The 17,955-nt window shown below is 64.5% G+C and carries 16 protein-coding genes; 13 read left to right on the forward strand and 3 right to left on the reverse strand.

Translation table 11 applies throughout. The features are described 5' to 3' along the window. Positions 1-164: 164 nt before the first annotated feature. The 5 genes from PVZ80_RS15180 to hcnC all read left to right on the forward strand — a co-directional run bounded on the left by PVZ80_RS15180 (position 165) and on the right by hcnC (position 4,310). On the forward strand, positions 165-503 hold the full coding sequence (locus PVZ80_RS15180; protein ID WP_273864146.1) for a hypothetical protein: 339 nt from the start codon (positions 165-167) through the stop codon (positions 501-503). A gap of 89 nt (positions 504-592) precedes the next feature. Continuing rightward, positions 593-1,132: a hypothetical protein gene (locus tag PVZ80_RS15185; RefSeq protein ID WP_038631749.1), complete on the forward strand. Its 540-nt coding sequence runs from the start codon at positions 593-595 to the stop codon at positions 1,130-1,132. Positions 1,133-1,337: 205 nt separating this feature from the next. Then, complete coding sequence (hcnA, locus tag PVZ80_RS15190; RefSeq protein ID WP_041986661.1) at positions 1,338-1,655, forward strand: cyanide-forming glycine dehydrogenase subunit HcnA; 318 nt, start codon at positions 1,338-1,340, stop codon at positions 1,653-1,655. After that, the gene (gene hcnB / locus PVZ80_RS15195) at positions 1,652-3,061 is read left to right on the forward strand and encodes a cyanide-forming glycine dehydrogenase subunit HcnB (protein WP_273864147.1); all 1,410 of its coding nucleotides are present in this window, start codon (positions 1,652-1,654) and stop codon (positions 3,059-3,061) included. Before hcnA ends, hcnB begins: the two co-directional genes overlap by 4 nt. Then, positions 3,054-4,310, forward strand: a complete 1,257-nt coding sequence (gene hcnC / locus PVZ80_RS15200) for a cyanide-forming glycine dehydrogenase subunit HcnC (RefSeq protein WP_038579841.1) — start codon at positions 3,054-3,056, stop codon at positions 4,308-4,310. The genes hcnB and hcnC overlap by 8 nt, the downstream gene beginning before the upstream one ends. Before the next feature lie 164 nt (positions 4,311-4,474). On the opposite strand, the gene PVZ80_RS15205 is transcribed toward hcnC, so the two are convergent. Further along, a complete protein-coding gene (locus tag PVZ80_RS15205) occupies positions 4,475-5,080 on the reverse strand; it encodes a glutathione S-transferase (protein WP_103331706.1) in 606 nt (201 codons plus the stop codon). 384 nt (positions 5,081-5,464) lie between these two features. Beyond that, a complete protein-coding gene (locus PVZ80_RS15210) occupies positions 5,465-5,932 on the reverse strand; it encodes an NUDIX hydrolase (protein ID WP_009048460.1) in 468 nt (155 codons plus the stop codon). A gap of 272 nt (positions 5,933-6,204) precedes the next feature. On the opposite strand from PVZ80_RS15210, the gene PVZ80_RS15215 reads away from it, so the two are divergent. Beyond that, positions 6,205-7,071 (forward strand): patatin-like phospholipase family protein, encoded by an 867-nt coding sequence (locus tag PVZ80_RS15215; protein WP_198918674.1) that lies wholly within the window; start codon positions 6,205-6,207, stop codon positions 7,069-7,071. Between the two features lie 3 nt (positions 7,072-7,074). Here PVZ80_RS15215 and PVZ80_RS15220 read toward each other — a convergent pair whose 3' ends face one another. Beyond that, a complete protein-coding gene (locus tag PVZ80_RS15220; RefSeq protein ID WP_198918675.1) occupies positions 7,075-7,995 on the reverse strand; it encodes a MurR/RpiR family transcriptional regulator in 921 nt (306 codons plus the stop codon). A gap of 321 nt (positions 7,996-8,316) precedes the next feature. On the opposite strand from PVZ80_RS15220, the gene PVZ80_RS15225 reads away from it, so the two are divergent. From PVZ80_RS15225 to PVZ80_RS15255, 7 genes are all read left to right on the forward strand, one after another. After that, positions 8,317-10,254, forward strand: a complete 1,938-nt coding sequence (locus PVZ80_RS15225; protein ID WP_273864148.1) for a bifunctional 5-dehydro-2-deoxygluconokinase/5-dehydro-2-deoxyphosphogluconate aldolase — start codon at positions 8,317-8,319, stop codon at positions 10,252-10,254. Between the two features lie 257 nt (positions 10,255-10,511). Further along, the gene (gene iolE / locus PVZ80_RS15230) at positions 10,512-11,405 is read left to right on the forward strand and encodes a myo-inosose-2 dehydratase (RefSeq protein ID WP_273864149.1); all 894 of its coding nucleotides are present in this window, start codon (positions 10,512-10,514) and stop codon (positions 11,403-11,405) included. Next, positions 11,402-12,211: a 5-deoxy-glucuronate isomerase gene (iolB, locus tag PVZ80_RS15235; RefSeq protein WP_273864150.1), complete on the forward strand. Its 810-nt coding sequence runs from the start codon at positions 11,402-11,404 to the stop codon at positions 12,209-12,211. Before iolE ends, iolB begins: the two co-directional genes overlap by 4 nt. Before the next feature lie 30 nt (positions 12,212-12,241). Continuing rightward, a complete protein-coding gene (locus tag PVZ80_RS15240; protein ID WP_273864151.1) occupies positions 12,242-13,741 on the forward strand; it encodes a CoA-acylating methylmalonate-semialdehyde dehydrogenase in 1,500 nt (499 codons plus the stop codon). Positions 13,742-13,776: 35 nt separating this feature from the next. Next, positions 13,777-14,598 carry a TIM barrel protein gene (locus PVZ80_RS15245; RefSeq protein ID WP_124354877.1) on the forward strand — a complete coding sequence of 274 codons (822 nt, stop codon included), beginning with the start codon at positions 13,777-13,779 and terminating at the stop codon, positions 14,596-14,598. 143 nt (positions 14,599-14,741) lie between these two features. After that, on the forward strand, positions 14,742-16,676 hold the full coding sequence (gene iolD / locus PVZ80_RS15250) for a 3D-(3,5/4)-trihydroxycyclohexane-1,2-dione acylhydrolase (decyclizing) (protein WP_273864152.1): 1,935 nt from the start codon (positions 14,742-14,744) through the stop codon (positions 16,674-16,676). A 34-nt stretch (positions 16,677-16,710) separates the two neighbouring features. Beyond that, positions 16,711-17,721, forward strand: a complete 1,011-nt coding sequence (locus PVZ80_RS15255; RefSeq protein ID WP_028682671.1) for a Gfo/Idh/MocA family protein — start codon at positions 16,711-16,713, stop codon at positions 17,719-17,721. The last annotated feature ends 234 nt before the right edge of the window (positions 17,722-17,955 follow it).

A 17,955-nucleotide genomic window follows, 5' to 3' on the forward strand; every position in this document is an offset into this window, starting at 1 on the left:
ATTTCATGACGCAGGCCTGCATTTTGCCAAGAAATCGCCGCGGGCTTTCTAAAAAATCTTTCATCTTCGCGCCAGTGCCCTGGCGAACGCAGGGTAGCAGGCGGGCCGGGTGCGGCAATCGTTGATATCATCCAGCTATTACCGGCTGGCATGGATGCTGCGCAATGTACCTACCTCATTACCTCGACTTCAAAGCCCTGGGCGTCGGCTTGTTGCTGCTGGCGGCGGCCCCGGCGTTCGCCGCCAATCAACCCTGCTCGGGCAAGAAGGGCGGGATCGCCGGTTGCGACGGCGAGTTGTTTTTATGCAACGACGGCTCCATCAGCGGTTCCAGGCAGAACTGCGCCGCGCGCTACGGCGACTCGGGGCAGGCGGCGCGCCCACAAAGCCTGTTGCGCAGCAGCGACGGCTGCCCCTGTGGCAGTGGCAGTTTCTGCACCGGGCCACGGGGCGGGGTCTATTGCCTGACCCCGAGCGGCAACAAGAGCTACAAGCGTAAATAACGCCGTAGACGCCGATTGGACAGGCCCGGGCGCCTCTACTAGCGTTGCCGGCACGGCGCCGCCGGGGGCCACTATCGGGGGCAACACGGATGGACAAACAGCAAGCCAAACGCCAGGTCATCGCCAGCCTCGAGGCCGGGCGCTCCAGGGGCGAAACCTTTGCCGCGTTTGCCGGCAGCGGGATCAAGGAGCGGCTGCTGGCGTTCTGGATCGCCGGCTATTCCGACCCCAAGCTCTATGCCCGGCACCGGCGCAAGATCCAGATCCTGCTGGCGGTGATGCTGTTGCAGGCGGTGGTCGGCGCGGTGGCCGGGTTCTTCCTCGGCTCGGTCATAGGTCCGAAGGCTGCATGGGTATTCGGACTGTTGGGCGGGGTGGTACCGCTGCTGTTCGCCTGGGGCTTCCATAAACCTTCGGTGAACGCCTACAGCCTCTATGCCCTTCTGACCCTGTCACAATTCCCCCGATTGTTCGAAGGTTATGCCGAGGACCCGTTGGGTACCCTGATCGGCGCGGCCATGACCTTGGGGGTGGTGTTTTTCGCGATGTACGTGCGCAGCCTGATCTTTCCGGATTTCGCTTTTATCGGGCCGCGCAAGGTCAAGGGTCGCTACGTGTTTTCCAGTTAGGGCAGGGCGGCGCGAGGGCTGTTCCAGAGCCTTCCGCTTTGCTTGGCCCAGATCAATGTTCTTGTTCGACAAACCTACTAGATTGGCCTGGTGTTCAGCTCCGAGGAGCTGGCGTCGCGCAACCCTGAACCGGGTCGAAGTCCAGGTTCAGGGTGATGCACAGCAGGACGCTGGCATTCCTCTTCACTCAAGGATGAATTTACTGATGCGCCATACCGAACGAACTTTCGATATCCAGCCGCTGCAACAGGCGGATATGACCATCAGCCTCAATGGCCAGCCGGTGACGGCGGCGATTGGTGAAACCGTACTCAGCGTCATCCAGTCCCTCGGGCTGCGTCAGGTGGCGCGCAACGACCACGGCCAGCTGGCCGGCGCCTATTGCGGCATGGGCGTGTGCCATTGCTGCCTGGTGCAGATCGACGGCCGACACAAGCGCCGGGCCTGCCAGACCCAGGTGCGGCCGGGCATGCAGGTGCAGACCGAGGTCAACCGCATCATTGCCGCGGAGGAGGTGCTATGAGCCTCAATCCACTGATCGTCGGCGGCGGCCCGGCGGGTATGGCCGCGGCCATCGAACTGGCCGAGCACGGGGTGCGCAGTACCCTGATCGACGAGGCCACGCGCCTGGGTGGTGTGGTCTACCGCGGGCCGCTGCGCGACGGCGTGCAGCTGGACTACCTGGGGCCGCGTTATTGCGAAGCCCTGGCGAAACTGCACGGGGCCTTTTCCGACTGTGAACAGATGATCGACGTGCGCCTCAACCACCGGGTGGTGGGGGCCGAAGGCAAGGGCAGCCTGGTCCTGCTGGATGCCGACGAGCAGTTGCAGGAGGTGGCCTATCCGCAGTTGCTGCTGGCCGCCGGTTGCCATGAGCGCAGCGTGCCGTTTCCCGGCTGGACCTTGCCCGGGGTGATGCTGCTGGGCGGCTTGCAGCTGCAGATCAAGAGCGGCGTGGTCAAGCCGCGCGGGCCGGTGGTGATCGCCGGCACCGGGCCGCTGCTGCCGCTGGTGGCCTGCCAGCTGCACGCCAGTGGCGCGAACGTGGCGGCGGTCTACGAGGCCTGCACCTTTGGCCGGATCGCCAAGGAAAGCCTGGCGCTGCTGAACAAGCCGCAGCTGTTCCTCGATGGCCTGAGCATGCTGGCCTACCTCAAGCTGCACCGCATTCCTGTGCATTACGGCTGGGGCGTGGTCGAGGCCCAGGGCGCGGACGGGCTGGAAAGCGTCAGCGTGGCGCCGTACTCGGCGAGCTGGGAACCGGACCTGAGCCGCCAGCAACAGATCGCCGCCCAGACCCTGGCGGTGGGCTACGGCTTTATCCCGCGCACCCAGCTCAGCCAGCAGATGGGCCTCAACCACGGCTTCAGCCATGACGGCTACCTGCGGGCCACGGCCAATGTCTGGCAGCAAAGCAGCGAGCCGCACATTCACCTGGCCGGCGACATGGGCGGGATTCGCGGCGGCGAGGCGGCGATGCTCACCGGGCGCATCGCCGCGCTGTCGATCCTGATGCAGCGCGATGTGCTGAGCAACGAGGCAGCCCTGGAGCGGCGCCAGAAGTACCAGAGCAAACTGGCTTCCATCACCCGTTTCCGTGCGGCGGTGGACCGCTACACCGAGCGCGGCACCGGGCAGATCGAACTGCCGGCCGCCGACACCCTGATCTGCCGCTGCGAACACGCCACCCGTGGCGATATCGACCGCGCCCTCGAGCAGGGCGTGCAGGACATGGCCAGCCTGAAGATGCGCACCCGGGTGAGCATGGGCGACTGCCAGGGCCGCATGTGCGTGGGCTATTGCAGCGACCGTTTGCGCCAGGCCACCGGGCGCCAGGATGTGGGCTGGCTGCGCCCGCGTTTCCCCCTGGACCCGATTCCCTTTTCTGCTTTCCCTCAACCGAGCAAGGACGCTTTGAATCATGAGTAAGTTCTACGACGTGGTCATCGCCGGCGGCGGTGTGATCGGCGCTTCCTGCGCGTACCAGTTGTCCAAGCGCAAGAACCTGCGGGTGGCGTTGATCGACGCCAAGCGCCCGGGCAATGCCACCCGTGCCTCGGCCGGCGGCCTGTGGGCCATCGGCGAGTCGGTGGGGCTGGGCTGCGGGGTGATCTTCTTTCGCATGATGTCGGCCCGTAACAAGCGCCAGGCCCAGGGTTCGGCGGTGCTGGTGGACTCCAGCACGCCGCATATCCTGCCGCAGTCGTTCTTCGACTTCGCCCTGCAATCCAACGGCCTGTACCCGCAGCTGCACCAGGAGCTGCGCGAGCGCCATGGCATGGACTTCAAGTTCGAGCGTACCGGGCTGAAGTTCGTGATCTACGACGACGAGGACCGGCTCTACGCCGAGCACATCGTGGCCTGCATCCCGCACCTGGCCCATCAGGTGCGCTGGCTCGACCAGGCGGCGCTGCGCGAGGCGGAGCCGAACGTCAGCCATGACGCCCAGGGGGCCCTGGAATTTCTCTGCGACCACCAGGTCAACCCGTTCCGCCTGGCCGACGCCTACACCGAAGGCGCGCGGCAGAACGGCGTGGACATGTACTTCAACACCAACGTCACCGGCGTGCTGCACCAGGGCAGCCGGATCAGCGGGGTGCAGACGGCGGAGGCGGGGCTGTTCCATTGCGACACCCTGATCAACGCCGCCGGCGCCTGGGCCGCCGAGCTGAGCCTGCAAGCCACTGGCGCGAGCATTCCGGTGAAGCCGGTCAAGGGCCAGATCCTGCTCACCGAGCGCATGCCGCAACTGCTCAACGGTTGCCTGACCACCAGCGATTGCTACATGGCGCAGAAGGACAACGGCGAGATCCTGATCGGCAGCACCACCGAGGACAAGGGCTTCGACATCAGCACCACCTACCGGGAAATCCAGGGCCTGGTGCAGGGCGCGGTGCGCTGCGTGCCGCAACTCGAACAGGTCAACCTCAAGCGCTGCTGGGCCGGCTTGCGCCCGGGCTCGCCGGATGAACTGCCGATCCTCGGGCCGATGTGCGGGGTGGAGGGTTACCTCAATGCCTGCGGGCACTTCCGCACGGGCATCCTGACCTCGGCGATCACCGGGGTGCTGCTGGATCGGTTGGTGAATGAGGAGGCGTTGCCGCTGGATATCACGCCGTTCCTCGCCGAGCGTTTCGGTCTGCAGGCGGTGGCGCCGTTGCAGGTGGCGCTGGCTTGAGGTAGCGCGTCGCCCTGAAGTTTTTTCGCGAGCAAGCTCGCTCCTACAAGGACTGCGTCGTTCTCGATCTTATGAACAACGCGACCTTCTGTAGGAGCGAGCTTGCTCGCGATGAACGTGAACGATGACGCGGTGCTGCGGTAACACCGCGTCGTCCCGTGGCCTCAAACCATCGGTGTACTGACAAACAACTCCAACCCTTGCGCATACTCCGCAAACGCCTTGACCCTTGGGAACCGCGCAGCATCCAGGTGCTCGGCCACCACCAGCTGGGTAAAACTCCAGGCCACGGCCAGGCTGATGCCGGCCTGATCGATGTTGCCGTCGGTGGCCAGCGGGCGTTTCTCCAATTCTCTCTCCAGCTCGCCATAGGCCGCCGCCAGCTGCCCGCGAACCCGCTCCAGCCACGGTTCGTGCTGTTTTTCCGCGGGGCGCAGCTGGTACTCGTAGTAGATCTGCACCGACTTCTCGCATGCCGCCAGCGCCAGGCCGATCAACCGCAGGTCATGGGCCCGCGCCTGGGGCGCCGCCGGCAACAGGCTGCGGCCGGCCAGGGCTTCCAGGTAGTCGATGATCAGGCACGAATCCATCAGCACCGTACCGTCGTCGCAGATCAGGGTCGGCGCCTTGACCACCGGGTTGATGCGCTGGAACTGCTCGAAGGTGCGAAACACCGACAACGCCTCATGCTCGAACGGGATATCCAGGCGCTTGAGGGTAATGGCGACACGGCGAACATAGGGTGAATCGAGCATACCGATCAGTTTCATTGAGCATTTCCTTGTGCGGAACAACGAGACAGGGGGAGGGCAGCGGCTAATTTAGCGGCAAATGTCCGGGGCTGGCTATCGGGGGCTGGTGATTGCTGTCAATCACCGATGACGGCTATTCCAGGTGCAATAAGACGAGGGTGAACGTTCTCGGGTGGCTGTCGGCGCAACGTTCGCGAGCGATCTGAAAATATGAGGCGGGCTATAAGCGTCGGAGTTGTACAAGTCCCGCCAAGTACTCCTGTCTATATACCGTTGATAACGGTTGAAAACCCGCAGCCTGATATTGCACTGCGGGTTCAAGTGCCCGAAACAGTAGCGAGCCCGTTCGACTGTTTCGGTTTGGCCGGTTCAATAAACCGCCGTGCATTTCAAACCGCTTGTTTATTGTTCACTCCAGGCGATTGCCCGATTGAAGGCCTCATAGGTTTCGGACTCGGTAAACTCTGCAGTCGGAACAATCTTGAGTGATTTCAGCAGGTCCTCAACATCGTCCTGCAGCCCGACTTGCACGAAGAACTGCTGGATACTGCTCATCTCGCTGTTGGTCAGGCTGCCCAGGAAATTCTTGCCCTGGTAGTTCTCGGCTACATAAAAGCTGTAGTTATTGTTGCCAACCCTGGACTTGTAGATTGACGTCAACCCACCGCTGCCCAAGGTGATTTTACCGTCGCTTTCCTCTTTCATCTCTCGGGCGATAGTGTCGTGATCGGTCTCTCCCGCATTCTTGGTTCCGCCGAAAAACTGCGGCATGCCGCCATACACGAGATTGGCGCGTTTAATGGGGAAGTAGAGGTAGCCATTATCCTCGTCTTCGGAATGAAGAAGAATTGCGTATGCTTTATCGACCATGATGCGCTCCTTGCGTGAGTTTGAACGTTTAACCTCAAACTTCCCTGGCACTACGAGGGACGTGTCCTGATGCCCATGACCAGCACTTGATTGAGCAGCGCAAGCACGAGTGTGCTGTGGAGCATCCGTTACCCAGCGTAGGTGAGCGATGTAGCCGGTGCCGGTCTTTCAGATGAAAAGCATGCGATGGCACGGGAGCCGCCAGACGGCCTCGTAGCGGAGTGTGGCAGCGCTATTGTGTAGGAAGGCTGAGTGTTGGCAGGAGAAGCGCTATGCATCCCACCCGAACCGCCCTTGTCCTTGCTGGTGGCGGCAGCCTCGGGGCTGTCCAGGTGGGGATGCTGCGGGCGCTGCTCGAAAAGCACGTGGTGTTCGACCTGGTGGTCGGGGCGTCGGTCGGGGCCCTCAACGGCGCCTACTTTGCCGCCAGGCCCAATGCCCGCGGCGTCGCCGAACTGGCCGATTTCTGGCGTGGCTTGCGCAAGGCCGACGTGTTTCCGTTTTCCGTGATTGACGCGCTGTCATCCGTGCTCAAGCGTCGCGGCTGCCTGTTGCCCTCGTCGGCGCTGGCGAGCCTGGTGCGCCGGGTGCTGCCGGTCACCCGCATCGAAGACACCGAACTGCCCCTGCATATCGTCACCACCAACCTGCTCACCGGGGCCGAGGAGCTGTTATCCAGTGGCAGCGTCGAGCAGGCCCTGCTGGCCAGTGCCGCGATTCCGCTGGTGTTTCCGTGGGTGCAGATCGGCGACAAGCTGCTGGTCGACGGCGGCGTCGCCAGTAACACCCCGATCGCCGCGGCGGTGTCGCTGGGCGCGACCCGGGTCATCGTGGTGCCGACCGGATTCGGTTGCGCCTGCCCGCGACCGCCGAGCGGCTTGATCGCCTTGGCCTTGCACACCCTGAACCTGATGAGCATGCGCCAGCTGGTGCGGGACATTGAGCTCTATTCGCCACAGGCGGCGATCCATGTGGTCGCGCCGTTGTGTCCGCTGGGCATTTCGGTGTTCGACTTCAGCCAGACCGAGCAGCTTCTGCAACGGGCCCACCGGCAGACCCTGGCCTGGGTCGAGGAGGGCGGCCTGCTGCGCACCGGCGTGCCGGGGGCGTTGCAGGCGCATACGCACTCGGCGGGGTGAGGCTCAGTCCTCGAACCCCGCCTGTTCGTGAATCTCGTCGACCTTCAGTTCCAGGCGGTAGGCCACGGCGATGAACAGCGCCTGGCACAGGCACAGGGTGGCGCTCAGGGAGCGGAAGGCGAAGGAACTGCCTTCGTTGACCAGCAGCACGCTGTTGGCGCGCTTGGCCAGGGGCGACAGGTTGCTGTCGGTGATGATCAGGGTCTTGGCCTGGTGGTGCTGGGCGATGCGCAGGCAGTGCTGGGTTTCCTTGGCATACGGGGTGAAGCTGATGGCGATCACCAGGTCGTTGGGACGGATGCTGCGCATCTGCTCGCGGTAGCTGCCGCCCAGGCCCGACACCAGGTGGATGCGCTTGTTGGTGTGCTGCAGGTTGTACACCAGGTAGTCGGCCACGGCGAAGGAGCGGCGCACCCCGACCACGTAGATGTTGTCGGCGTTGACCACCAGGTCCACGGCCTTGTCGAAGGCTGTGTCATCCAGTTCCAGGCCCAGGCGCTCGATGCCCGACAGGGTGGCGTTGATGCACTCGCGCGCCAGGTCGCCGCCGCTGGCCTTCTGCGACTTGTTGGCGATCATGCTGCGGATGCGCTGCTGGTAGTTCTGGACCGGGGTGGTCTTGTGGGTGTAGGCCTCGCGAAACAGCGCCTGCATCTCGCTGAAGCCGCTGAAGCCGAAGCGCTGGGAGAAGCGCACGATGGCCGAAGGGTGCACCTCGCATTCGCGGGCGATGTCGCTGATGCGGTCGACCATGATCCGGTCGCTCTGCTGGCTCATGTAGCTGGCGATGCGCTTGAGCTGGCGCGGCAGGCTTTCGTATTCCTGGGTGATCAGCTGCAACAGGCGTTCGGCATTGATCGGGGGGCTGGCGAGGTCGCTGTCTTGCGGGCTCTCGGTCGTGGCCGGCTGATCGGTGCGGGACATAGGCAATCCTTCTGTGCTTACTGGCTTGTACTTGATGGGAACGGGCTGGTGATCCATTCCCTGACAATAGGTGGGCTGTGCGCAGTCTACAGGGTCGGCGCAGGGAAAATCTTGAGGCGCGGGCCCACAGGCCGTCTGCTGAAACGATGCACGCTGCCTGGACCGGCCTTGAAAAAGTTTATTGGAAAAAATATTCCACGTAAAAATTTTATAGAAAAAATATTGATTGGTGCCGGTGAACGTTTTAGTCTGCATCCACCACGAGCGTTCGGCGCCTTCCTCGGTGCCACGCGCAGGCTGATAAAAATAACAGGAGCCAGCATGGGCCAGACTCGTTTTGCCAATGGGCGTCAATTGGATCTGATTTGCCTCGGACGCCTGGGCGTCGACCTTTATGCGCAGCAGGTCGGGGCCCGGCTGGAAGATGTCTCAAGCTTCGCCAAATACCTCGGCGGCTCGTCCGCCAACATCGCCTTCGGCACCGCGCGCCTGGGCTTGCGCTCGGCGATGCTGAGCCGGGTCGGCGACGATCACATGGGGCGTTTTCTGGTGGAGTCCCTGGCCCGCGAAGGCTGCGATGTCAGCGCGATCAAGGTCGATCCGCAGCGCCTGACCGCCCTGGTCCTGCTCGGTCTCAAGGACCGCGAAACCTTCCCCCTGGTGTTCTACCGCGAGAACTGCGCCGACATGGCCCTGCGCGCCGAAGACATCAGCGAAGCCTTTATCGCCTCCAGCAAGGCCTTGCTGATCACCGGCACCCATTTCTCCACCGACGGCGTGTACCAGGCCAGCCTCCAGGCCCTGGAGTACGCCGAACGGCACAACGTCAAACGCGTGCTCGACATCGACTACCGCCCGGTGCTCTGGGGCCTGGCGGGCAAGGCTGATGGCGAGACCCGGTTTGTCGCCGACCAGAACGTCAGCGCCCATGTGCAGAAGATCCTGCCGCGCTTCGACCTGATCGTCGGCACCGAAGAAGAATTCCTTATCGCCGGCGGCAGCGACGACTTGCTCAGCGCCTTGCGCGCCGTGCGTTCGCTGACCGCCGCGACCCTGGTGGTCAAGCTCGGTCCCCAGGGCTGCACGGTGATCCACGGCGCGATCCCGGCGCGCCTGGAAGACGGCGCCATTTACCCCGGGGTGCGGGTCGAAGTGCTCAACGTGCTGGGGGCGGGCGATGCCTTTATGTCCGGCTTCCTCAGCGGCTGGCTGGAGGACGCCAGCGACGAGCGCTGCTGCCAGCTGGCCAATGCCTGCGGCGGTTTAGTCGTGTCGCGCCATGCCTGCGCGCCGGCGATGCCGACCCGCGCCGAGCTGGATTACCTGTTCAGCAGCCCGGTACCCATCACCCGGCCGGACCAGGACAGCACCCTGCAGCGCCTGCATCAGGTCAGCGTGCCGCGCAAGGCCTGGAAGCAGCTGTTCATCTTTGCCTTCGATCATCGTGGGCAGTTGGTGGAACTGGCGCAGAAGGGCGGGCGCGAGCTCAAGTCCATCAGTCAGCTCAAGCAGCTGTTTATCCAGGCCGTGGAGCGGGTCGAGGCCGACTTGCGCGCGCAGGGCGTCGAGGCCGATGTCGGCCTGCTGGCCGACCAGCGTTTCGGCCAGGATTCGCTGAACGCCGCCACCGGCCGTGGCTGGTGGGTGGCGCGGCCGGTGGAAGTCCAGGGCTCGCGGCCGCTGGCCTTCGAACACGGGCGTTCGATCGGCAGCAACCTGATTGCCTGGCCCCAGGAGCAGATCATCAAGTGCCTGGTGCAGTACCACCCGGACGACGAGCCGCTGCTGCGCCTGGAGCAGGAAGCGCAGATCAAGGGCCTGTACCAGGCGTCCCAGGTCAGCGGCCATGAGCTGCTGCTGGAAATCATTCCGCCCAAGGACCACCCCTCGACTCACCCGGACGTGCTCTACCGCGCCCTCAAGCGCCTGTACAACCTGGGCATCTTTCCGGCCTGGTGGAAGATCGAGGCGCAAAGCGCCGAAGACTGGACCCGGCTCGACGAGTTGATCGAGGAGCGCGACCCCTATTGCCGTGGCGTGGTGCTGCTGGGTCTCAACGCCCCGGCGGCGGCCCTGGCCGAGGGCTTCCGCCAGGCCGGCAATAGCCGCACCTGCCGCGGGTTCGCCGTGGGCCGCACGATTTTCCACGAGCCGAGCCGGGCCTGGCTGGCCAGCGAGATCGACGACGAAACCCTGATCCGCCGGGTGCAGGCGACCTTCGTCGAGCTGATCGACGCCTGGCGCGCCGCCCGCGCCTGAACATAGAGCCTGACCGCAAGAGCCCTGACGCAACACCTGTAGCCGCTGCCGAGCGTAGCGAGGCTGCGATAAGGTCCGCAGGACCTTCCAGCGATTTCAAGAGCGCGTCTGCTGCGTCGGAGTGCCGCCCAAGCCGATCGCAGCCTCGCTAAAGCTCGGCAGCGGCTACAGGGCTACAGCGGCTACAGCGGCTGCAGCAGTGGGTACGAGGCCGGGAATTTTTCAGAACGCTTTAGAAAACAATAAAAGGTGCAGCCATGCCCGCAATCCGAATTGGCATCAACCCGATTTCCTGGAGCAACGACGACCTGCCGTCCCTCGGCGGCGAAACGCCTTTGAGCACGGCGCTGAGCGAGGGCAAGGCAATCGGCTACGAAGGTTTCGAGCTCAACGGCAAGTTCCCCAAGGATGCCAAGGGCGTCGGCGATGTGCTGCGCCCGTATGACCTGGCGCTGGTTTCGGGCTGGTATTCCAGCCGCCTGGCCCGGCGCTCGGTGGCCGAGGAGATCGACGCCATCGCCAGCCATGTCCAGCTGCTGGCGCAGAACGGCGCCAGGGTGCTGGTCTACGGCGAGGTCGCCGACTCGATCCAGGGCCAGCGCATTGCCCTGGTGGAGCGGCCGCGTTTTCACAGCGAACAGGCCTGGCAGGAATACGCCGACAAGCTCACCGAGCTGGCGCGTTTCACCCTGTCCCAGGGCGTGCGCCTGGCGTACCACCACCATATGGGCGCCTACGTCGAATCGCCGGCGGACATCGATAAGTTGATGAGCCTGACCGGCAGCGAAGTCGGCCTGCTGTTCGATTCGGGCCACTGCTACATGGGCGGCGGCGAACCGCTGGAGGTGCTGCGCAAGCACATCGGGCGCATCTGCCACGTGCACTTCAAGGATGTGCGCAAGCCGGTGGTGCAGCTGGCGCGCAACAACCTGTGGAGTTTCCCCGACTGCATCATCAACGGCACCTTCACCGTGCCGGGGGATGGCGACATCGATTTCGCCGCGCTGCTGGATGAGTTGCTGACCGCCGATTACCAGGGCTGGCTGGTGGTGGAGGCCGAGCAGGACCCGGCGGTGGCGCCCAGTTATGTCTATGCGAAGAAGGGCTACGACACCCTGCGCGCGTTGCTCGATGAGAGGACTGCCCCATGAGCCTGCTGGTAAAAAGCGCGGCCAAGGGCCGGACCATGGTGCAGTTGACTGAGGGCCGATTGCAGTACGTCGGTTTTGCCGCCTACCGCCTGAGCCTCGGTGAAAGCCTGCCCCTCAGTGCCGGTGATAAAGAACTGTGCCTGGTACTGCTCAGCGGACGCATCGGCATCCAGGGCGAGGCGCCGGGGCAGGGCGCCTTCGGCTGGGACAACCTCGGCGACCGGCAATCGGTGTTCGAGGACAAATCGCCCTTCGCCGTCTACCTGCCACCCGGCAGCCAGGCCCAGGTCACAGCCCTGAGCGATGTGCAGATTGCCGTCTGCGCCGCTCCCGGCGCTACCAGCAACAGTCTCGGCCCCCGGCTGATCCGTCCCGAAAGCATGAAGCGCAGCGTGCGCGGCAAGGGCGCCAACACCCGCTATGTCTGCGACATCCTGCCGGACAGCGAGCCGGCCCATTCGCTGCTGGTGGTGGAAGTGCGCACGCCGTCCGGGCATTCCTCCAGCTACCCGCCGCACAAGCACGACACCGACGACCTGCCGCACCAGAGCTTTCTCGAGGAGACCTATTACCACCAGGTCAACCCGCCCCAGGGCTTCGTGTTCCAGCGGGTCTACACCGACGACCGCAGCCTCGACGAGGCCATGGCCGTGGAGCACGGCGACCTGGTGGTGGTGCCCAAGGGTTACCACCCGGTCAGCGTGCCCTATGGCTACGAGTCCTATTACCTGAACGTCATGGCCGGTCCCAAGCGGGTCTGGCAGTTCCACAACGATCCGCAGCACAGCTGGCTGCTGGATCTGTGATTTCCAACCTTCGAATGGAGAACAAGAACAATGAGTGACGCCCCGGTAATCGGCCATTACATCGACGGTCAGGTGCAAGGCAGCGGCGAGCGCTTCGCCAACGTATTCAACCCGGCCACCGGCCGCGTGCAGGCCCGGGTCGCCCTGGCCAGCCAGAAGACGGTGGACGACGCCGTTGCTTCGGCGATGAAGGCCTTCCCGGCCTGGTCCGAGCAGTCGGCGCTGCGCCGTTCGCGGGTGATGTTCAAGTTCAAGGAACTGCTGGACCAACACCACAACGAACTGGCAGAGATCATCACCCGCGAGCACGGCAAGGTGCTGTCCGACGCCCGCGGCGAAGTGACCCGCGGCATCGAGATCGTCGAGTTCGCCTGTGGCGCGCCGAGCCTGCTGAAAACCGACTTCAGCGACAACATCGGCGGCGGCATCGACAACTGGAACCTGCGCCAGCCCCTGGGCGTGTGCGCCGGGGTCACCCCGTTCAATTTCCCGGTGATGGTGCCGCTGTGGATGATCCCGCTGGCCCTGGTCAGCGGTAACTGCTTCATCCTCAAGCCGTCCGAGCGCGACCCGTCCGCCAGCCTGCTGATGGCCCGCCTGCTGACGCAAGCCGGGCTGCCCGATGGCGTGTTCAATGTGGTCCAGGGCGACAAGGCGGCGGTGGACGGGCTGTTGCAGCACCCGGACATCGAAGCGATTTCCTTTGTTGGTTCGACACCGATCGCCGAGTACATCCACCGGCAGGCCACGTCTCGCGGCAAGCGCGTGCAAGCCCTGGGCGGGGCGAAGAACCATATGATCGTGATGCCCGATGCCGACCTCGACCAGGCCGCCGACGCGCTGATCGGCGCGGCCTACGGTTCGGCCGGCGAGCGCTGCATGGCGATCTCCATCGCCGTGGCGGTGGGCGATGTCGGCGACCGGCTGATCGAGAAACTGCGGCCGCGCATCGACCAGTTGAAGATCGGCAACGGCATGCAGGGCGACAGTGACATGGGGCCGCTGGTGACCGCCGAGCACAAGGCCAAGGTCGAAGGTTTCATCGACCAGGGCGTGGCCCAGGGCGCGCAACTGCTGGTGGACGGCCGCGGCTTCAAGGTGCCGGGCGCGGAGCAGGGCTTTTTTGTCGGCGCCACCCTGTTCGATGGCGTGACCACGGAGATGAGCATCTACCAGGAAGAAATCTTCGGCCCGGTGCTGGGCATCGTCCGGGTGGCGGATTTCGCCAGTGCGGTGGCGTTGATCAACGCCCATGAATTCGGCAACGGCGTGTCCTGCTTCACCAGTGACGGCGGCGTGGCCCGGGCCTTCGCCCGCAACATCAAGGTCGGCATGGTCGGCATCAACGTGCCGATTCCGGTGCCCATGGCCTGGCATTCCTTCGGCGGCTGGAAGCGCTCGCTGTTCGGTGATCACCACGCCTACGGCGAGGAAGGCCTGCGTTTCTACAGCCGCTACAAGAGTGTGATGCAGCGCTGGCCGGACAGCATCGCCAAGGGCCCCGAGTTCAGCATGCCGACCGCCAAGTAAAACCCTTCAACCCGTTGCTCTGGAGAACAAGAATAATGAGCCAGCCCCTGCGTTTCGCCCTGAATCGTATGGTTGCCCCACGTTTGAGCCTGCCGGCGTTCATCGAGCTGGCGGTGACCCTGAAAGCCGATGCCATCGAGATCCGCAATGACCTTGCGGGCGTGGAGATCGAAGACGGCACGCCGCCGCAACAGGTGCGCCAGTTGTGCGCGGCCCACGGCATCCAGGTGCTGTCGATCAACGCGCTGTACCCCTTCGATGTCTGGAACGACGAGCGTCGCGCCCAGGCCCTGAAGCTCGCCGCCTATGCCCGCGACTGCGGCGCCCGCGGTCTGGTGATGTGCCCGCTGAACGACCGCGCCGACACCCGCAACGAGGCCGAGCGCAGCGCCGGTTTGCGCACTGCCTTGACTGAGCTGGCGCCGATCCTGCGCGAGCACGGGATTCTCGGTTTTATCGAACCCCTGGGCTTCGAGGAATGCTCCCTGCGCCGTAAGCGCACGGCGGTGGAGGCGATCCGCGCCATCGGCGGGCTGGATGTGTTCCGCCTGGTGCACGACACCTTTCACCATCATCTGGCCGGGGAGCAGGAGTTCTTCCCCGAGCTGACCGGGCTGGTGCATATCTCCGGGGTCGAGGATCGCGAGGCGCCGCTGGCGAGCATCCGCGACGGGCACCGGGTGCTGGTGGGCGAGGGCGACATCCTCGGCAACGCGGCGCAGATCGAGGCTCTGCTTGCCAGTGGCTACAGCGGCCACCTGTCGTTCGAGCCGTTTGCCGACAGCGTGCATGGGCTGGCGGATATCCAGCGGGCGATCGGCGCGAGCATCGACCACCTCAAGCACGCCCTGGCCTGATGCATTCCCCCACTGTAGGAGCGAGCTTGCTCGCGATGGACGCTAACGATGACGCGATATGCCTGTAGAAACGCGGTGCGTCTGAATCCATCGCGAGCAAGCTCGCTCCTACAGGGTTCAGCGTATCTATTGAAGGTGCAGACATGACTACGACACGACTGACCATGGCCCAGGCCCTGGTGAAATTCCTCGACAACCAGTACGTCGAGATCGATGGGGTGCAGAGCAAGTTCGTCGCCGGGATCTTCACCATCTTCGGCCACGGCAACGTGCTCGGCCTGGGCCAGGCCCTGGAGCAGGACAGCGGCGAACTGGTGGTGCATCAGGGCCGCAACGAGCAGGGCATGGCTCATGCGGCCATCGGCTTCGCCAAGCAGCACCTGCGGCGCAAGATCTACGCCTGCACCTCGTCGGTGGGCCCGGGCGCGGCGAACATGCTGACCGCCGCGGCGACCGCCACCGCCAACCGCATTCCTTTGTTGCTGCTGCCCGGCGATGTCTACGCCAGCCGTCAGCCCGACCCGGTGCTGCAACAGATCGAGCAGTTCCACGATCTGAGCATCAGCACCAACGATGCCTTCAAGGCCGTGAGCAAATACTGGGACCGCATCAACCGTCCCGAGCAACTGATGACCGCGGCGATCCACGCCATGCGCGTGCTCACCGACCCGGCGGAAACCGGCGCGGTGACCCTGGCCTTGCCCCAGGATGTGCAGGCCGAGGCCTACGATTACCCGGATTACTTCCTGCAAAAACGCGTGCACCGCATCGAACGCCGGCCAGCCACCGCGGCCATGCTCGAGGATGCTGTGGCGGCCTTTGCCGGCAAGCGCAAGCCGCTGATCATCTGCGGCGGCGGGGTCAAATACTCCGGGGCCAACGAAGCGCTGCAAGCCTTTGCCGAGCGCTTCGGCATTCCCTTCGCCGAGACCCAGGCCGGCAAGAGCGCGGTGGTTTCCAGCCATCCGCTGAACCTCGGCGGCATCGGCGAGACCGGTTGCCTGGCGGCCAACCTGCTGGCTAAAGAGGCGGACCTGATCATTGGCATCGGTACCCGCTACAGCGATTTCACCACCGCGTCGAAGTCGCTGTTCCGCGCCGATGCGCAGTTTCTCAACCTCAATATCAGCCCCTGCGATGCCCTGAAACTCGACGGCGTGCAACTGCTGGCGGATGCCCGGGAAGGCCTGGACGGGTTGGCCGCGGCCCTGGCGCGCAGCGACTACCAGGCTGCCTGGGGCGACCAGATCGGCCAGGCGCGGGCGCAGCTGGACGCGGAGGTGGACCGGGTCTACCAGGTCGAATACCACGCCGAAGGTTTTGTCCCGGAGATCAACGACCACATGGACCCGGCGGTGCTGCGCGAATTCATCGAACTGACCGGCTCCTGCCTGACCCAGAGCCGGGTGCTGGGGGTGCTCAACCAGACCCTGGCCGACGACGCGGTGATCGTCGCCGCCGCCGGCAGCCTGCCCGGCGACCTGCAACGCAGCTGGCGCAGCAAGGGGGTCAACACCTACCACGTCGAGTACGGCTATTCCTGCATGGGCTACGAGGTCAACGCGGCCCTGGGGGTCAAGCTCGCCGAGCCCCAGCGCGAGGTCTACGCCCTGGTGGGCGACGGCTCCTACCTGATGCTGCATTCGGAGCTGGCCACCTCGATCCAGGAGCGGCGCAAGATCAACGTGGTGCTGCTGGACAACATGACCTTCGGCTGCATCAACAACCTGCAGATGGAACACGGCATGGACAGCTTCGGCACCGAGTTCCGCTTCCGCAACCCGGAAACCGGCAAGCTCGACGGTGCCTTCGTGCCGGTGGATTTCGCCATGAGCGCGGCGGCCTATGGCTGCAAGACCTACAAGGTGAGGACGGTCGAGGAGCTGCAGGCGGCCCTGGCCGATGCGCGGACCCAGAGCGTGTCGACCCTGATCGATATCAAGGTCCTGCCCAAGACCATGATCCACAAGTACCTGTCCTGGTGGCGGGTCGGGGTGGCGCAGGTGTCCACCAGCGCCCGTACCGATGCGGTGGCCAGACAACTCAACGAACGCCTGGCCAAGGCCCGGCAGTACTGATTGCTCTCGAACGAACAACAACAGGAGTAGCACCATGTCTTTGAAACTGGGCGTCATCGGTACCGGGGCCATCGGCCAGGACCATATCCGTCGTTGCAGCCAGACCCTGCTGGGCAGCCAGGTGGTGGCGGTCACCGATATCAACCTGGAGCAGGCGGCGAAGGTGGTGGCCGAGCTGAAGATCGCCGCCGAGGTGTATCCCGATGGCCACGCGCTGATCAAGGCGCCGGAGGTCGAGGCGGTGCTGGTCACCTCCTGGGGGCCGAGCCATGAAGAGTTCGTGCTGGCGGCCATCGCCGCCGGCAAGCCGGTGTTCTGCGAGAAGCCGCTGGCAGTGACCGCCGCCGGCTGCCGCAAGATCGTCGAGGCCGAAATGGCCCACGGCAAGCGCCTGGTCCAGGTGGGCTTCATGCGCCCCTACGATACCGGCTACCGCGCGCTGAAGGCGGTGATCGACAGCGGCCAGATCGGCGAGCCGCTGATGCTGCACTGCGCCCACCGCAACCCGCGGGTCGGCGAGAACTACAAGACCGACATGGCGATCACCGACACCCTGATCCATGAGCTGGACGTGCTGCGCTGGCTGCTGGCCGACGACTACGTGTCGGTGCAGGTGGTGTTCCCGCGCAAGTCGAGCAAGGCGTTGGCGCACCTGCGCGACCCGCAGGTGGTGCTGCTGGAAACCGCCAAGGGCACGCGCATCGACGTCGAGGTCTTCGTCAACTGCCAGTACGGCTATGACATCCAGTGCGAAGTGGTGGGCGAGACCGGCATCGCCAAATTGCCGGAGCCGTCCCAGGTGCAGTTGCGCAGCGAGGCCAAGCTGTCCAACGCGATCCTGATGGACTGGAAGGACCGCTTTATCGCCGCCTATGACGTCGAGCTGCAGGCCTTTATCGACGGCGTGCGGGCCGGGCAGGTGGGCGGTCCTTCAGCCTGGGACGGCTATGCCGCGGCGGTGGCCGCCGATGCCTGCATCGAGGCGCAGAACAGCGGGCAGATCGTCAAGGTCGCGCAACCGCCGCGCCCGGCGTTCTACGGCTGAATGCTGATTTTGTAGGAGCAGCCGGTCGACGCTCGATTGCCCGCGATGAACCTGAGAGCGCCGCGTTTATCCAGAAAATACGCGTCATCGTTAACGTCCATCGCGAGCAAGCTTCGCTCCTACAGGGTAGGCAGCAACTTTGTAGCCGCTGCCGAAGGCTGCGATCGCGACCGAAGGGCGCGCAAGGCCTCAAGATCGCTGAAGGCCTTCGGCCTTATCGCAGCCTGCGGCAGC

It is taken from the genome of Pseudomonas sp. B3G-3, assembly GCF_028640915.1.
In the GTDB taxonomy this organism is placed as follows: domain Bacteria; phylum Pseudomonadota; class Gammaproteobacteria; order Pseudomonadales; family Pseudomonadaceae; genus Aquipseudomonas; species Aquipseudomonas chlororaphis_I.

Bases quoted from the DNA above. Each gene is read 5' to 3' on its own strand.
- PVZ80_RS15245 (WP_124354877.1), top strand. From the start codon at position 13,777: ATGAGCCAGCCCCTGCGTTTCGCCCTGAATCGTATGGTTGCCCCACGT.
- PVZ80_RS15240 (WP_273864151.1), top strand. From the start codon at position 12,242: ATGAGTGACGCCCCGGTAATCGGCCATTACATCGACGGTCAGGTGCAA.
- iolB (WP_273864150.1), top strand. From the start codon at position 11,402: ATGAGCCTGCTGGTAAAAAGCGCGGCCAAGGGCCGGACCATGGTGCAG.
- PVZ80_RS15215 (WP_198918674.1), top strand. From the start codon at position 6,205: ATGCATCCCACCCGAACCGCCCTTGTCCTTGCTGGTGGCGGCAGCCTC.
- PVZ80_RS15220 (WP_198918675.1), bottom strand. From the start codon at position 7,995: ATGTCCCGCACCGATCAGCCGGCCACGACCGAGAGCCCGCAAGACAGC.
- PVZ80_RS15205 (WP_103331706.1), bottom strand. From the start codon at position 5,080: ATGAAACTGATCGGTATGCTCGATTCACCCTATGTTCGCCGTGTCGCC.
- hcnC (WP_038579841.1), top strand. From the start codon at position 3,054: ATGAGTAAGTTCTACGACGTGGTCATCGCCGGCGGCGGTGTGATCGGC.
- PVZ80_RS15255 (WP_028682671.1), top strand. From the start codon at position 16,711: ATGTCTTTGAAACTGGGCGTCATCGGTACCGGGGCCATCGGCCAGGAC.
- iolD (WP_273864152.1), top strand. From the start codon at position 14,742: ATGACTACGACACGACTGACCATGGCCCAGGCCCTGGTGAAATTCCTC.
- PVZ80_RS15225 (WP_273864148.1), top strand. From the start codon at position 8,317: ATGGGCCAGACTCGTTTTGCCAATGGGCGTCAATTGGATCTGATTTGC.
- hcnB (WP_273864147.1), top strand. From the start codon at position 1,652: ATGAGCCTCAATCCACTGATCGTCGGCGGCGGCCCGGCGGGTATGGCC.
- iolE (WP_273864149.1), top strand. From the start codon at position 10,512: ATGCCCGCAATCCGAATTGGCATCAACCCGATTTCCTGGAGCAACGAC.
- PVZ80_RS15180 (WP_273864146.1), top strand. From the start codon at position 165: ATGTACCTACCTCATTACCTCGACTTCAAAGCCCTGGGCGTCGGCTTG.
- PVZ80_RS15185 (WP_038631749.1), top strand. From the start codon at position 593: ATGGACAAACAGCAAGCCAAACGCCAGGTCATCGCCAGCCTCGAGGCC.
- hcnA (WP_041986661.1), top strand. From the start codon at position 1,338: ATGCGCCATACCGAACGAACTTTCGATATCCAGCCGCTGCAACAGGCG.
- PVZ80_RS15210 (WP_009048460.1), bottom strand. From the start codon at position 5,932: ATGGTCGATAAAGCATACGCAATTCTTCTTCATTCCGAAGACGAGGAT.